Origin of the sequence: Prosthecobacter sp. (genome assembly GCF_049294395.1) — a bacterium.
In the GTDB taxonomy this organism is placed as follows: Bacteria; Verrucomicrobiota; Verrucomicrobiia; order Verrucomicrobiales; family Verrucomicrobiaceae; genus Prosthecobacter.
The window spans coordinates 1-15,107 of sequence record NZ_JBAQCR010000141.1; the positions used below are offsets into that span (position 1 = coordinate 1).

At 61.9% G+C, this 15,107-nt stretch carries 9 protein-coding genes; 5 read left to right on the forward strand and 4 right to left on the reverse strand.

Annotated features, from left to right (window positions below; genetic code table 11):
* Window positions 1–161 precede the first annotated feature (161 nt).
* Window positions 162–794 carry an AAA family ATPase gene (locus WAW39_RS09315; RefSeq protein WP_422318065.1) on the reverse strand — a complete coding sequence of 211 codons (633 nt, stop codon included), beginning with the start codon at window positions 792–794 and terminating at the stop codon, window positions 162–164.
* A 101-nt stretch (window positions 795–895) separates the two neighbouring features.
* On the opposite strand from WAW39_RS09315, the gene WAW39_RS09320 reads away from it, so the two are divergent.
* Both WAW39_RS09320 and WAW39_RS09325 read left to right on the forward strand, forming a co-directional pair.
* The gene (locus WAW39_RS09320; protein WP_422318067.1) at window positions 896–1,315 is read left to right on the forward strand and encodes a c-type cytochrome domain-containing protein; all 420 of its coding nucleotides are present in this window, start codon (window positions 896–898) and stop codon (window positions 1,313–1,315) included.
* A gap of 140 nt (window positions 1,316–1,455) precedes the next feature.
* Window positions 1,456–2,829 carry an aspartate aminotransferase family protein gene (locus tag WAW39_RS09325; RefSeq protein WP_422318069.1) on the forward strand — a complete coding sequence of 458 codons (1,374 nt, stop codon included), beginning with the start codon at window positions 1,456–1,458 and terminating at the stop codon, window positions 2,827–2,829.
* A gap of 475 nt (window positions 2,830–3,304) precedes the next feature.
* Here WAW39_RS09325 and WAW39_RS09330 read toward each other — a convergent pair whose 3' ends face one another.
* Window positions 3,305–10,009 (reverse strand): cadherin-like beta sandwich domain-containing protein, encoded by a 6,705-nt coding sequence (locus WAW39_RS09330; protein WP_422318071.1) that lies wholly within the window; start codon window positions 10,007–10,009, stop codon window positions 3,305–3,307.
* Between the two features lie 86 nt (window positions 10,010–10,095).
* Window positions 10,096–10,701: a hypothetical protein gene (locus WAW39_RS09335; RefSeq protein ID WP_422318073.1), complete on the reverse strand. Its 606-nt coding sequence runs from the start codon at window positions 10,699–10,701 to the stop codon at window positions 10,096–10,098.
* An 81-nt stretch (window positions 10,702–10,782) separates the two neighbouring features.
* Here WAW39_RS09335 and WAW39_RS09340 point away from each other — a divergent pair, with 81 nt between their 5' ends.
* Window positions 10,783–13,431, forward strand: coding sequence for a PSD1 and planctomycete cytochrome C domain-containing protein (locus tag WAW39_RS09340; protein WP_422318075.1), 2,649 nt, complete (start codon window positions 10,783–10,785; stop codon window positions 13,429–13,431).
* 66 nt (window positions 13,432–13,497) lie between these two features.
* On the forward strand, window positions 13,498–13,638 hold the full coding sequence (locus WAW39_RS09345) for a hypothetical protein (RefSeq protein ID WP_422318077.1): 141 nt from the start codon (window positions 13,498–13,500) through the stop codon (window positions 13,636–13,638).
* Between the two features lie 99 nt (window positions 13,639–13,737).
* Here the strand turns inward: WAW39_RS09345 and WAW39_RS09350 are convergent, their stop codons facing one another.
* Window positions 13,738–14,478, reverse strand: coding sequence for a hypothetical protein (locus WAW39_RS09350; RefSeq protein WP_422318079.1), 741 nt, complete (start codon window positions 14,476–14,478; stop codon window positions 13,738–13,740).
* 184 nt (window positions 14,479–14,662) lie between these two features.
* Between WAW39_RS09350 and WAW39_RS09355 the strand changes: the two genes are divergently transcribed.
* On the forward strand, window positions 14,663–14,935 hold the full coding sequence (locus tag WAW39_RS09355) for a WXG100 family type VII secretion target (protein WP_422318081.1): 273 nt from the start codon (window positions 14,663–14,665) through the stop codon (window positions 14,933–14,935).
* The last annotated feature ends 172 nt before the right edge of the window (window positions 14,936–15,107 follow it).

The following is a 15,107-nucleotide window of genomic DNA, read 5'->3' on the forward strand; positions in this document are numbered from 1 at the left end:
GGGAGCGCCGATATTTTATCGGCTCTGGGAAGCTCCGCAGCAAGACGCAGCACCGCCTTTCCAGCGATCCTCATTCCAAATCAAAGCCGCAAGGACGCACGCCCGGAGCCGATTAAAAATCGGCGCTCCCAGCAATGAGCCGCTCCCGGCCCGCTCGCCCCCTACCTCTTCTTCCTTTTCCGCTCCTTGCAGCCCAGTTCGCTCACCATGCCATCCAGCACGGCGAGGCCGAAGCTGATCTTTTTGAAGAAGGACGGATTGTGCGGCACCAGCATGAATTTCGGATGCTGGCTCCACAGATCCCGCAGCTTGCGGTCCAGCTTGATGGCCTGCTCCGCAGTCTCATTGCGGATGGGATTCCCGCCTTCGATGCTCATGTGGCCCACCGCCGCGCTTTCAAAGAAAATCACCGCATCGTAGCGCAGCAGCTCGCGCTCCAGCGAGCTGCCGATGTCTTCAAAAAAGCCCTCCGGTCCGCTCGGCCAGTAGGCCGCGCCATCCACCGTGCCGCGATCGCACAGCAGGATCTGCTCCGGGTGCTGCGCCATCACGGCCTCCTCCAGGTGAATCTGCACATGGTAGATCGCCCGCTGCGCCGCATGGACGGCATCCGGTATGCTCACGCGCGGGAAGCCGCCGGTGAACATCATCGTCGCCGCCTCCGGCACCATCACCACCTGGTCACCCATCTCGCGGCGAAAGAGATCGCCCGCCGTCGTCTTGCCGCCGCCGGGGCCTCCGGTCAAAACGATGCGACAGTGGCCATTGGTCTGCGGTTTGGGTTTGCGGGGCATTCGTACAATGTGGTCGCGGCAGCACAGCGGCGTCAAGCTTCAGCATAAGATTGCGCAAACGCGGGGTAGCTTGTTTTCAGCGTCGTCGTTAGGCTCATGGCATGATCCTTCGTTTCCTTCCCCTCCTTGTCATCGTCACCGCCTGCACGCAGCTGCCCGCCACCAAGAGCGCGCGGGAGCACTACTTCCTCACGCAGGTGAAGCCCGTGCTGCAGGAGCACTGCCTGAGATGCCACAACGGCAGCCTGCCGCCGCCCTCGCTCAATCTCATGACGAAAGTCACCGCCTTCAAGCGTAGCGCCAGCGGGCGCGACTACATCCTGCCCGAAGACCCAGACTGCAGCCTGCTCATCAGCGCCGTGCAGCGCGGCGGCACGCACCCCAAGATGATGCCGCGCACGGATGTCAGCCTCACGGATGATCAGATCGGCATGCTGCGCGAGTGGATCGAAGACGGTGCTTACTGGCCCGAAGGAGAAGCCGGTACGCTGCGCCCGCAAAAGAGCGCAGAGAATCCCTAAGCACACCCGCTTCTCGTGCGTTCAGGTCGTTTCATCAGCACAATTATATAGACGGCCAGATAAATCGTATGCGCACAAAAATACCGCCACATGCTGCAAAGCGAGTAGCAGCATGAAGCCGGTACCTCCACTATCATTCCATGGGCAAAGAATTCAGCATCACACCACAGACTGTTCCTCACGTCGAAACCAAGCATCGCCGCATTTGCACGCCATTGCCGCACCCGGACTCCGTTCCTACTCTGGAAAAGCTGCGTCACTTTGAACCCCAGTCCATGCGCGGCATGCCGCCCATCGTGTGGGACAAGGCCCTGGACATCCACATCTTCGACAAATACGGCAACAAGTGGCTCGACTGGAGCAGCGGTGTGCTCGTGACGAATGCCGGCCACGCCGCGCCTGAAATCTGCAAGGCCATGATTGATCAGATCAGCAGCGGCCTCATTCACAACTACGTCTTCCCCAGCGAAGAGCGCGCCGAAGCCGCCGAGATCATCGCCTCCGTTTCCCCGGATGGCTTGAAGAAAGTCTTCCTCCTCAGCACCGGCAGCGAGGCCACCGAGTGCGCCATCAAGCTCAGCCGCAGCCACGGCATCAAAGTCGGCGGGAAAGAGAAGATCGGCATCATCGGTTTCACCCGTGGCTTCCACGGCCGCACCCTCGCCAGCCAGCAGGCCGGCGGCATGGCCGGGCAGAAGGCGTGGATCGTGAATGAAGATCCTGCCATCCTCAATGCGCCCTTCCCGGATGGTTACTGGACGGAAGACACCAGCTTCGACAGCTTCCTCAAAACCATCGCCGACAAAGGCCTCACCGGTGCCAACATCGCCGGCGTCATCATTGAAAGCTATCAGGGCGTGGGCCCCGACTTCGCCCCGGTGGAGTACATTCAAAAACTCCGCGCCTGGTGTGATGAGCACAACGTCGTGCTCACCTTTGACGAAGTGCAGGCCGGCTTTGGCCGCACCGGCAAGTTCTGGGCCTTCGAGCACTACGGCGTCACGCCGGACATCATCTGCTGCGGCAAAGGCATCAGCAGCGGCATGCCGCTGAGCGCCGTCATCGGCCGCGAAGCCATCATGGATCAGTTCCCACCGGGCAGCATGACCAGCACGCACACCGGAAATCCCGTGTGCTGCGCCGCCGCCGTGGCCAACATCAAAAAACTTCTCGACGAAGACCTCACCGGCAACGCCGCACGTCTGGGCCCCATCCTGCTGGAGCGCTGCAAGGCCATCCAGAAGCGCCACCCAAGTGTCGTCGGCAACGTCACCGGCGTCGGCCTTGTCGCCGGCATGCAGATCATCCACCCGGACAAAAAAGAGCCGAACCACGATCTCGCCCATCGCATCATCGAGCTCTGCTACCAGCGCGGCCTTCTCCTCTTCGCCCCCGTCGGCGCCTGGGGCCAGACCGTCAAAATCTGCCCGCCGCTCACCGTCACCGAAGAAGCCCTCATCGAAGCCTGCGACGTGCTGGATGGCGCTGTGGATGATGCGGTGGCTGGGAAGTAGGGCAGGGAAGTCAGTCATCGCTGCGAGCTGCGCCACCGGGTCATGCCGGGCGCAGCTCTTTGCTTTGAATGCCTCATGGCTGGGAGCGCCGATGTTTCATCGGCTCTCGTCGAACGTCCCTGCGGCAATCGACATGGCATGAAGTGTACTGGAGATGCGGCGCTTGGTCTGCTGCGGAGCTTTCCAGAGCCGTTTAAAAAACGGCGCTCCCAGTACAGAGTGCCGTGCCTTTTGAACATTGCAGGGCCATTCGTTTCTGCCGCAGAGGAGCCAAGGAGCAGAGGTGGCAGAGATTGAATCCATTCTCTGCTCCCTCTGCCTCTCCGCCCCTCTGCGGCAAACTCGAACGTTCCATCGCACCCGATGGGAAATGAGCCCGCCAGCGCACCGCCCCCACCCGGTTAAACTCCGCCAGCCCCAGCGCCTTCACCTCCGCCGCCGTGCAGCTCTCACGAGCCTCGCATCTGCTCGTTCCTCATGGTGCCGTCACCGACAGCCGGCTGAACTTGGCCGTCGTGCCATTGATCGGGATCACCGCTTTGACCTGCTGCATCGTGCCGTCGTCGCTCAGCACGGTTTGCGTCACGCCGGTGCTGCTCCAGCTTCCCGCCGCCAGCGTGTCGCTCCATTCCACGATGAATGCAGCGCCCGAATTGGCGGCCGCCGTGCTGCGTGAATAGTTGAACTCAAAGTTCGCGCCATTGCGCGCCGTCGTCACGGGCGTGGTGCTGCGTGTGGTGGGATCGAGCAGGCAGGCCCACTCGATCAGATTGGGGATCCCATCGTTGTCAAAATCCGCCACATCCGCCATGGACCCGGTGGCGGCCGTGGTGCCAAAGTAAGTCTGCCGCCAGCTTTGCACCAGACTCAGCGTGGTGAAGGTCAGGTCATTTCCGCTGTAGGTGCCGCCATTGGCGCGGAAGTGGTAGGTGGTGCCGGGGGCCAGTCCTGTGAGCATGACCTGGGTGCTCAGAGTTGAGCCGCCAAACGCGGCTGAGCCCACTCGGCTGGTGCCATACGCGGTGGTGAGGCCGTAGTCATACGAGGTGGTAATATAGCCGCTGCTGGCATTGACGGTGCCGTTCAGAGTCACGCTGGTGGTTGTCACCGCTGTGGCGGACAAACTGGTCACTGTGGGGGGAGGCGTGGCCGCCAGTGCCAGGCTGTGCGCGCTGGCCGGACCGGTGACCACCGTGGCATACATTTCGGCGGGCGGCAGAGCGGTGCGTGGTGTGGCATAGGGTGCCAATTGCTTGGAAGTGGCGGGCGGGACTGCGGCCTGTCCGAACACATTCGACCCCCAGGCTGCCAGTGTTCCATCGGAGCAGGTGGCCACGGAATGAATATACCCGGCCGAGATGCCGGTGACCGTTTTGCCAAAGAGAGCGGAGATACCGTTCGCCGTTGTGACCGCGACTGGCACGTTGCGCTGGATGGTGGAGGTGTTGTCTCCGAGCTGGCCGCTGCTGTTCAGGCCCCAGCTCACCACGGTGCCGTTGGAGCAGAGCGCCATGCTGTGGCTGCCTCCTGCGCTGATGGCCACCACCTTTTTCCCATACAGGGCGGAAACACCGCTGGTGGTGCTGACTGCAACGCCTGCGTAGCGGGTGGTGGTGGTGCCATCCCCTAGCTGGCCGTTGCTGTTCGCCCCCCATGCCACCACCGTGCCGTCGGAGCAGAGCGCCAGGCTGTGATTGCCACCCGCAGCGATGGAGACCACCGTTTTGCCATACAGGGCGGAGACGCCATTGGCCGCATTTACCACGGCAGGGACAAAAGTGAGGCTTCCTGCCAGATTGCCAAGCTGGCCGCTGGAGTTGAGCCCCCAGCCGACCAGAGTCCCATCCGAGCACAGCGCCAGACTGTGATTATAGCCAGCCGCAATGGCGACCACCGTCTTGCCAGCGAGGGCGGAGAAGCCCGGGTCGGTGTTCACCGCAAGCGGTCTGGTGCTCATGAATGGGAAGTTGGCCTCTCCTAGCTGGCCGTAGAAGTTGTAACCCCAGGAGGAGACGGTGCCGTCTGAGCACAGCGCAAGACTGTGATTCTGACCGGCTGAAATCGCGACCACCTTCTTGCCATACAGGGCGGAGGTGCCATTCGCTGTGTCCACCGGCATCGGGAGATGGCCCGTGGCAAACAAGCCATTTCCGAGTTCTCCATTCGTATTGGAACCCCATGAGGCAAGGGTTCCGTCTGAGCACAGCACGAGAGTGTGCACGCCTCCCGTGGCGATGGCGAGGATCTGCTTCAAGGCCAGAGTTGCGTTTGGGATCATCACCGTAGGAGTGCTGATGTAGTTGACGTTGTTTTGCACCCCAAGCTGGTAGGTCTGGTTGTTGCCCCAGGCGAAGGAGCGTGTGTCCGCCCACTGCAGCACCAGATCGTTGCCGTTGCCTCCGAAGTAGTTGGCCAGAAAATGGTAGGAGATGCCATTGTAGCTCAGGGCCACCAGCTGGCCCTGCGCCAGATTGGCAAACGTGCCGCCGATGAAGCTTGTCGAGGTGTTGTTCACCAAGGTCAGGTTTGTTCCGGTGAGCGGTTTATAGTTCAGCGCCAGGTTCACCGTGCTGCCTGTGGCCGTCAGCCCGCGTATGGTCAGCGGGACGGTGACGGCGGAAGCGAAGGCTGCGTCAAATGACGCAGGAATGCCACGCGTGACCAGCAGCGTGTAGGTTTTGGTGATGCTGCCATCCTGTGAGGTGGCAGCGACGCTGATGGCATTGTCGCCGTAAACGAGGCTGATCGCATCGCTGGCACTGCCGGAAGCCGCTGTCGTGCCATTGACCTTGAGGGTGCTGGTGCCATCCACCAGGCTGGGGGTGAGTACGATGCTGCTGGTGGTGCTGGAGACAGCGACGCTGTAGCTGGTGGTGCCACTGTCAAAGGCGGGGCTCAGCGTGCCACTGTCCAGCTCCAGGCTGGCAAGGCTGGGGCCGGTGGCACGGTTCACGGTCAGCGTGTAGGCTTGGGTGGTGGTGCCATCCTGAGCGGTCACCAGGGTGGTGATGGTCGTGCCGCCTTCAGGCAGGCTGAACGTCCCCACCGAGATCGAAGCAGAGTTCATCTGTATTTTGGCGCTGGTGTCTGCCAGCACGGGGGTGACACTGAGGGTGGCCGTTGAATAGGGGAGATCCAGGGTGTAGCTCGTGGTGCCGCTGTCGAAAGCGGGGCTGAGACTGCCGCTGCTCACCGTCAGACTGGCAAGGCTGGCGTTGTTTTTCAGCGTGGTGAAGGTCTGGTCGCCGCCGTTGAGAGTGCCGGAGCCATTACTGCCGGTCACGCGGAAATGGTAGGTGGTGCCAGGCGTCAGACCCGTGACTGCGGCATTTTCAAGCGTGACGGCGCCACCGGTGACCGGTGAGGGCATGGCGGAAATGGTGCTCCCGTAGCTGGTGGTCGTGCCGTACTCAAACGTCACCGCCATGCTGTCATAAGCAGGCACCACGGCGGCATTGAAGGTGGCATAGGTGCCGCCGATGACTGTGGCTGCCTGGGTGGTGACCGTGGCATAGGCCGGAGCCGCCGCCACTGCTAGGACGTGGTAAGAGAACCGGCTGCTGACAGGCAGGGAGCTCCATTGTTCTCCCGCCGCCAGATTGGTGCTGTTCACCAGCACTGGGGCATTGCGCTGGCTGGTGGTGGTGTCGCCAAGTTCGCCATTGGAGTTGCTGCCCCAGGTGGCCAGGGTGCCATCCGCGCACAGCGCCATGGTGGAATAGGAGCTTGGGCAGACGGCCACCACGGTCTTGCCAAAGAGGGCGGAGACGCTGCTGGCGGTGTTGACGGCCACTGGCGCGCTGCGACTGGTCGTGGTGTTGTCCCCAAGCTGACCAAAGCTGTTGTTGCCCCAGGCGGCCAGCGTGCCGTCTGAGCACAATGCCATGGCGAAGCTGTCGCCCGCTGTCACGGCCACCACGGTTTTGCCATACAGGGCGGATATGCCGCTGGCGGTGTTGACGGCCACCGGCACAATGCGGTTGGTCGTGGTGTTGTCCCCGAGCCGACCAAAGACGTTGGAGCCCCAGGCAGCTACCGTGCCGTCTGAGCACAGGGCCATGGTGAAGCTATTGTTCGCCGTCACTGACACCACGTTTTTGCCATACAGGGCGGAGACACCGCTGGTGGTGTTGACGGCCACCGGCACGCTGCGATCGGTCGTGGTATTGTCCCCGAGCTGCCCCAAGTTGTTGAAGCCCCAGGTGGCCACCGTGCCGTCTGAGCACAGGGCCATGCTGTCGGAATACCCTGCGGCCAAAGCCACCACCGTCTTGCCGTACAGGGCGGAAACTCCGCCCGCCATGTTGACGGCCACCGGCACACTGTTGGAGTTGCTGCTGGACGGGCTGTTGGAGGTGCTGTTGTTGCCAAGTTCTCCAAAAGCGTTGCTCCCCCAGGCCACCACACTGCCATCGGAGCAGAGCGCCAGGCTGTGAGATTCGCCCGCTGCCAGAGCTACCACGGTTTTGCCGGCAAGGGCGGAGACGCCGCTCTCGGTATTGACGGCCACCGGCACGCTGCGACTGGTCGTGGTATTGTCCCCCAGTTGTCCGTAATTGTTGCTGCCCCAGGCCACCACAGTGCCGTCGGAGCACAAGGCCAGCACATGGGAGCCGCCCAAAGACGTGGAGATGATCGTCTTGCCCGCGAGCACTCCTGCTGTGAAGACAGGAACTGGCAGCAGGTTGCGGTTGGTGGTTCCGTTGCCCGCTTCACCGTTCGAGTTGCTGCCCCATGCCATGGCGCGATTGTTTGCCCACACCAGCACCAGGTCATTGCCCGTGCCGCCGTAGTAGTTCGCCAGAAAGTGGTATGTCACACCATTGTAGCTGAGCTCCACCGCCTGCCCTTGCGCCAGATTGTCAAAGGTGCCGCTGATGAACGACAGGTCAGTGTTGTTCACCACCGTCAGGTTCGTGCCCGTTGCTGGTGCGTAGTTCAGCGAGAGGTTCACTGTATGGTCCGTTGCCGTGAAGCCATGGCTGCTCGCCACCACATACGTGGCTGATGTATACGCCGCTGCAAGGGCGGCAGGGATGCTCCGCGTCACGTTCAGCGTGTACACCTGCTTTGTCACGCCATCCTGGGCGGTAACGGCAAGGGTAATGATATTGTCACCATACCTCAGGCTGATCGCTCCGCTGCCGGAAGTCATTGCGGTACCATTGACTGCAGCCGTGGCATTGCTGTCTGCAAAGGTGGGAGTCACGCTGATCGACTCCATCATGCTGCTCAGGCTGACGGTGTACTGCGTAGTGTCAGGAGCGAACACAGGGCTCAGAGTGCCGACGCTCGGCTCCAGGCTGGTCAGGCTGGCGTTGTTGTTCAGCGTGGTAAAGGTTTGATCCGCCCCTGTGATGCCGGCCGTCCTGAGGCGGTAGTGGTAGATGGTTCCCGGGGTCAATCCGGTGGGCACGGCACTTACAGGCGTGTCAGACCCTCCCGTGACCGTATCAGGAGTGGCGGCAAGGCTGCTGCCGTAGGCCGTGGTGATGCCGTAGTCAAAGGCGACCACCGCCGTGCCATTGCTCGCGTTTACCGTGCCGTTCAAAGTGGCGCTGGTGCCGCCAATTGTGGTTGCCGCCTGAGTCGTGATGGTGGGGATGGGTTCTGCCACCAGCACCAAGGCCTGTGCCGTGTTGCCACTGCTGGCAGGGCTGACGAATTTCTCCCCGGAGCCAAGCGGGCCACTGCTCACCATCACCGGCACCGACCTGCTGCTCGTGCCATTGTTGCCCAGATTGCCGAGGCTGTTGTATCCCCAGGCTGTCAGGGTGCCGTCCGAACACAGGGCGTTTGAGTTATATGAGGTGGGTCCTCCGGTCACAATGGCCACCACAGACTTGCCATAAAGCGCTGAGATGCCGCTGGTCGTATTCACGGCCACTGGCACCCAGCTGTCGGTGGTGCTGTTGTTGCCTAGCTGACCGTAATTATTGTAGCCCCATGCCACCACGCTGCCATCCGCGCACAGCCCCATGCTGTTGTAGCCGCCCGCAGCCACAGCCACCAGGGTTTTGCCAAACAGGGCGGAGATGCCGCTCGTTGTGTTGACTGCCACAGGCACTGAACTCCGCGTCGTGGTGTTGTTGCCCAGATTGCCATAAAAGTTGTTGCCCCAGCTTGAGAGGCTGCCATCCGAGCACAGCGCCAGGTTGTGGTATCCCCCTGCTGCAATGGCCACCACGGTTTTACCATTGAGGGCAGAAACGCCGGCTGCTGTGCTCACTGCCACGGGCACGGCGCTGTAGCCGAGGGTGTTGTTTCCGAGTTCTCCGAAAGTGCTGGACCCCCAGGTCACCAAGGTGCCATCTGCGCACAGCGCCAAGTTATGGCCGTTGCCTGCGGCGATGCTCACCACACTTTTGCCATACAGCGCTGAAACACCGTTTGTGGTGTTGACCGGCACAGGTGCCGATTGGTTGGTCATAGTGTTGTTGCCGAGTTCCCCGTTGGAGTTGTATCCCCAGGTGGCTACGGTGCCGTCAGAGCACAGTGCCATGCTGTAGCTGCTTCCTGCGGCTATGGCCACCACGGTTTTGCCATAGAGGGCTGAGATGCCGCTGGTCACATTGACCGCTACCGGTACATAACTGTTCGTCGTCGTGTTATCGCCAAGCTGGCCATAGCTGTTGAGCCCCCAGGCGATGACGGTCCCGTCGGAGCAGAGAGCCATGCTGTGGTCGATGCTTTGAGACAACGCCACGACGGTCTTGCCCGCCAGCGCCTGCGTGACCGTCACCGGCACGATGGTAAATCGTGGAACAGAATTTGAGCCGTCTCCCACCACTCCATAGTTGTTGGCACCCCAGCCAAAGAGCCGTTGATTCGCCCACACCAGCACCAGATCATTCCCCGTGCCGCCGTAGTAGTGGGCCACATAGTTGTAAGTCACTCCGCCATAGCTCAAGGCTACCGCCTGCCCCTGCGCCAGATTGTCGAAGGTCCCTTGGATAAACGGCAGCCCGGTATTGTTCACCACGGTCAGGTTCGTGCCGGTGGCTGGTGCAAAGTTCAGGGTGAAGTTCACCGTGCTGCCCGTGGCGGTGTAGCTGCTGGCTGTCACCGGCACATCTGTGGCGGCATTCCAGGTGGCATTGACCGTCGCAGCTCCTGCCGGGAGGGTGCATGCAAGGAAGATGTAGAGCAGGGTTAGATAAAAACGGGGGATGGCGGGCATGAAAAGGTTAGGCTGAGCCTCGCTGATCTCTCATGGAGCTTAGTCCTTTCATCAATCTCTTTCCTGAGGCAAAGGTTTTGCTAGAATCACCCGCGCACCACACCCACCCGGTTAAATCTCGGCAGATTCAGAGCCTTCACCTCCGCCGCCGTGTAGCTCTCAGCGCCCACGAGTTTGTCACGCAGCCTCTCCCGCAGCGCCTCCATCAACTCACCCCCATTCTGCATCCACGTAAAGTAGAGGCAGAGGGGCACGTAGCGACGCTGGCCAAAGCGGATGAACAAGGAGTTCGCCCGCATCATGGAAATGAAGTGGTGTGAGCCACTGCTCTGCGGCGCATACCGCATGATGCGAAACCACCACGGCGTGTGCTCCGGCAGACCGAACACGGCGGATTCAATCTCCTCCAGCGGGATCACCGTGGCAGATGTGCCGCGACCTATCCGCAGCGTGGAATCAGCCAGCTCAAAGTGAGGTCTCCGCCGGTCAATGTAGAAGGCAAACAGCGTGATCAGCGTGGTGACAATGGCCCACGCGCTGAGGATCTCCGGGCGGGTCAGCTTGTGGTCCAGCAGCCCGCTGAGGGCACCGCCGATCACCGCCGCGACAACAAATCCGGCCAGCGGCATGACCAGAAGGTAGCTCAGCCAGTAGGTCGGCTTGGGTCGGGCGATGATGGACTCGGCTGGCATAAAAAACGCTGGCTGGCCCCATGACACCCGGTTTGAGACTGGGATGCAAGAGCGAAGCACGCCACCCCGTATTTTCACCACATGACACGCCGCCCCCATTCACACCTCGCCCTCGTGCTGCTGGCAGCCGCGCCCGCCTGGGCAGCGGCGGCCCCCGTGATGTTTGAAAAAGACGTGCGACCCATCCTGAAAACGCACTGCTTCCAATGCCATGGCGAAGAGGGCGAAATGAAGGGCGGCCTGGATGTGCGCCTCGCACGCTTCATCCTTAAAGGCGGCAAAGACGGCCCCGTGATCGTCCCCGGCAAAGTGGCCGAGAGCCACCTCCTCGACCTCGTCAAAAAAGGCGAAATGCCCAAGGGCAAAACCAAGCTCAAGGATCAGGACATCGCCACGCTCGAAGCCTGGATCGCCCAGGGGGCCAGGACCGCACGCCCCGAGCCGGAGAAGCTCGGGCCGGAGCACGCCTTCACCGATGAAGAGCGCGCCTGGTGGTCGCTGCAGCCCATTCATGCCGTGAAGCCCCCGGTGGAGAAAAAAGGCGCCACCAACATCGATGCCTTCATCGCCGCCAAGCTCACCGAAAAAGGCCTGTCCTTCTCGCCCGAAGCCGACCCCGTCACCTTCATCCGACGCGCCAGCTTTGATCTCATCGGCCTGCCGCCCACGCCCGCCGAGGTGGACGAATTCGTCGCCGCTTACATCAAGAATCCGCAGCTCAGTGTCGAGCGCCTCGTGGACCGCCTCCTCGCCTCTCCGCACTACGGCGAACGCTGGGGCCGCCACTGGCTGGACACCGCCGGCTACGCCGACAGCGAAGGCTTTGGCGAAAGAGATATCGAGCGCCCCTGGTCATGGAAGTACCGCGACTACGTCATCAACGCCTTCAACAAGGACAAGCCCTTCGATCAGTTCGTGCGCGAGCAGCTCGCCGGCGATGAAATGGTGCCGCAGCCGTACAAAGATCTCGCGCCCGATGCCATCGAAAAACTCGCCGCCACCGGCTTCCTCCGCATGTCTCCCAACGGCACCGGCGAGAAGAACGATGCCGCCACGCAAAACGCGAACATCGCCGACACCCTCAAAATGGTGGGCACCTCCCTCTACGGCCTCACCATCGGCTGCGCGCAGTGCCATGATCATCGCTACGATCCCATCTCCCAGGCCGACTACTACCGCCTGCGCGCTGTGTTTGAGCCCGGCTTTGACACCAAGGCCTGGCGCGGCCCCGGCAGCCGTCTCGTCTCACTGCTGACGGAAAAGGAAATCGCCGAATCCGCCAAGATCGAAGCCGTGGCCAAGAAGCTCGACGCCGCACGCCTTGCCAAAGCCGAGGAGTTCATCACCGAAGTGCTGGAGAAAGAGCTCGCCAAAGCCCCCGAGGCAGACCGCGCCCCTCTGCGCACCGCCTACCGCACCGAAGTGAAGAAGCGCACCGCAGACCAGACCAAGCTCCTCAAAGCCTGGCCCCGCGTGAACCAGCTCAGTGCCGGCTCGCTCTACCTCTACGACACCACCAACAAAACCAAGCACGCGGACACGTTGAAAAAGATGGCCGCAGACGCCGCCGACGTGCGCGCCACCAAGCCCAAGCAGGAATTCCTCCACGCCTTCACCGAACTGCCCAAGAAGCCCGAGGCCGTGCCCGCCACCTTCATCTTCAATCGCGGCCAGTTTGACCAGCCCAAGGAGAAGGTGAAGCCCAGCGATCTCACCGTCCTCGCCGCCTTCCGCAAGATCGAGATCCCCGAGAAAGACCCCGCACTGCCCACCACCGGACGCCGCCTCGCCCTGGCCAAGGAACTCACCGACGGCAAGCACCCCCTGGTGGCCCGCGTCATGGTGAACCGCGTGTGGATGCACCACTTCGGCAAAGGCATCGTCGCCAGCCCCGGAGACTTCGGCCTCCTCGGCAGCCTGCCCACCCACCCCGAACTCCTCGACTGGCTCGCCACCGATTTCATGGCACGCGGCTGGAGCTTGAAGCAGCTCCACCGCCAGATCATGACCTCCCGCACCTACCGCCAGACCTCCACGCGGGATGCCACACGTGATCGCATCGATCCCGACAACTCCTACCTCAGCCGCATGAACGTGCGCCGCCTTGAGGCCGAGATCCTGCGCGACAGCCTCCTCGCCGTCAGCGGCAAGCTCAATCCCAAAGTCGGCGGTGCGCCCGTGCCCGTCATGTTCAATGAAGAAGGGCAGGTGGTCATCGGCATCGACACCACCGACACCGCAGGCCGTCCCTCCGGCAAGATCGTCCCGCTCAATGGCGATGAATTCCGCCGCAGCATTTATGTACAGGCCCGCCGCTCACGGCAGCTCGAAATGTTCGCCACCTTTGACGCCCCCATCATGGAGCCCAGCTGCGACATCCGCTCCGTCACCACCGTGAGTCCGCAGAGCCTCCTGCTCATGAACAGCACCACCATGCGCGTGCATGCTCAGCAGTTCGCCCAGCGCGTGCAGAGCGAAGGCGGCAAAGACACCGCCGATCAGGTCCGCCACGCCTTCAAACTCATCAGCGGCAAAGCCCCTTCGGAGTCCGATGTGCAGCAGAGCGTCGAATTCGTGCAGGCCCAGACTGAATTCTACAAGGCCAATCCCACCCCGCTTGAAGTTCAGCTCGGCGCCCCGTCCAAGACCCCCGGAGACCCCGCCTTCCTCGGTCTCACCGCCCTCTGCCACGCGTTGCTCAGCTCCAATGCGCTGCTGTATGTGGACTAGGCCACGCGGTGTTTGATATGGACTGCGGTCGCGCAGCGAGGAACGAGCGCAGCTACCGCTTTCGACGTGCTGATCGTCTCACGCACACCACGGGTTATTCGAAGGCGGCAGCCGGTGAACTTCCGCCAGCCCGTCACCTACGCGCACCACGAGACGCTCGAAAGCGGCAGCTCCACCCTTGCAGGGTTGCGCAGCCGCATTGATTGATTCGCTTCGCTCACCCTTCGGGCTCCTTGCAGTCGTCTGTTTGCCTTCGGCTATCTCCGCTTCGCTCCGGTTCCAAAAGCGATCGCCACCTCTCTACCCTCACCCATACGGCTTCAGCCACTCCGTGCTCTTCAATTCCAGCGCTGCGGTAAAGCTGGCCGTCGGGTAAGGCTGATCAGCCTCGGATTCCCAAAAATTCTCCGGTACCGTGGCAAACTCAAACCCCAGGTGCATCTGCCCCTCCCGCGTCAGCGTGATGCCGCTTGGCGTGAAGGTGACCGATTCACACCCTTCCAAAGGATGACCCTCCGCCAGCAATGAGCGCGTGGCGGCGGCGATCAGTTCATCATACCTCCCGATGAACTGCTGCCACAGCGCCGCCTGCGCAGGCGTTGGGCCGCTGCCGTAGGCGCTCAATCTCACCCGCTTGCCCGTCGGCAGCACCGGCTCTGCATGCCAGGTCTTGTAAAACGCCGAGTGCTCATAGTCACCGATGATGGGGTGGTGCCCCGGGATGCGGGCCTCCTGCCGCCTGCGCCGCGCCAAGTCCAGCACCATCACCGTCGCCAGCAAAGCCCCGAAGACCGCCGCGACTTGCAGGATGACGCCTGCGGTGGACAGCATCGTCACATCCCAGTCGGGCAGGGGGATCGCAGGCAGCCGTCTCAAGACTTTGAAAACCAGCCACACGCCGATGCAAAGCGCCAGCCCGATGATGCACACGGTGAGGAAGCCGCACACAAAGACCACAAGCCAGCCCTGCATGGACGGCCGCGCAAACGCATGGGCCGTGTTGTAGTTGAAGATCTTCATCGCCTTGGGTTGCCGGATTGGAAGCATGGCATGCTGCCTCCGCGCCGCTTCTGGTTGAATGGCAGCGTTTTATCACTTCGCCTGCTGCGGTGTCGAGATTATTCCGCAGTGAGACAAAAGTTGCCGTGAGCGCGGGCGGTCACGCCACATGGCCTGCCAAAATCGCAGCAAAACCATTCGTCAATCTTCATTCTCACTTCATCATTGCAGCATGGCTCAGGCAATCATGAATCCCGAGGAAGTCCGGCGCTTTGCGCAGGAGTTGAAACGCTTCAACACAGAAATGCAGCAACGCTCCGCCTCCCTGCAGAGCCGCTTCACCGCCCTTGGTGAGACCTGGCAGGACGCCGAGCATGAGAAGTTCGCCGCCGAGTTCACCACCACCATGAAAGCCATCAAGCGCTTCATGGAGATGTCCGAGCAGCACACGCCCTTCCTCCTCCGCAAGGCGCAGCGCATCGAGGAATACCTCAGCCAGCGCTGATCCAGCATCCAGCATCTAGTACCCAGCACCCATGGCTGACCAGGCACGCATTTCGAATCTCGACTCCATCGAGTCCTTTCGCGTTGCGCTCATCGTCTTCATCAACAAAACCCGCCAGACGCTCGACAACGTGCAGGACGCGGTGAAAAAAACACGCGGCTGGGTTCAGACG

Coding starts and splice junctions, on each gene's coding strand:
- WAW39_RS09340 (WP_422318075.1), top strand. CDS start 10,783: ATGACACGCCGCCCCCATTCACACCTCGCCCTCGTGCTGCTGGCAGCC.
- WAW39_RS09350 (WP_422318079.1), bottom strand. CDS start 14,478: ATGCTTCCAATCCGGCAACCCAAGGCGATGAAGATCTTCAACTACAAC.
- WAW39_RS09330 (WP_422318071.1), bottom strand. CDS start 10,009: ATGCCCGCCATCCCCCGTTTTTATCTAACCCTGCTCTACATCTTCCTT.
- WAW39_RS09320 (WP_422318067.1), top strand. CDS start 896: ATGATCCTTCGTTTCCTTCCCCTCCTTGTCATCGTCACCGCCTGCACG.
- WAW39_RS09325 (WP_422318069.1), top strand. CDS start 1,456: ATGGGCAAAGAATTCAGCATCACACCACAGACTGTTCCTCACGTCGAA.
- WAW39_RS09335 (WP_422318073.1), bottom strand. CDS start 10,701: ATGCCAGCCGAGTCCATCATCGCCCGACCCAAGCCGACCTACTGGCTG.
- WAW39_RS09315 (WP_422318065.1), bottom strand. CDS start 794: ATGCCCCGCAAACCCAAACCGCAGACCAATGGCCACTGTCGCATCGTT.
- WAW39_RS09355 (WP_422318081.1), top strand. CDS start 14,663: ATGGCTCAGGCAATCATGAATCCCGAGGAAGTCCGGCGCTTTGCGCAG.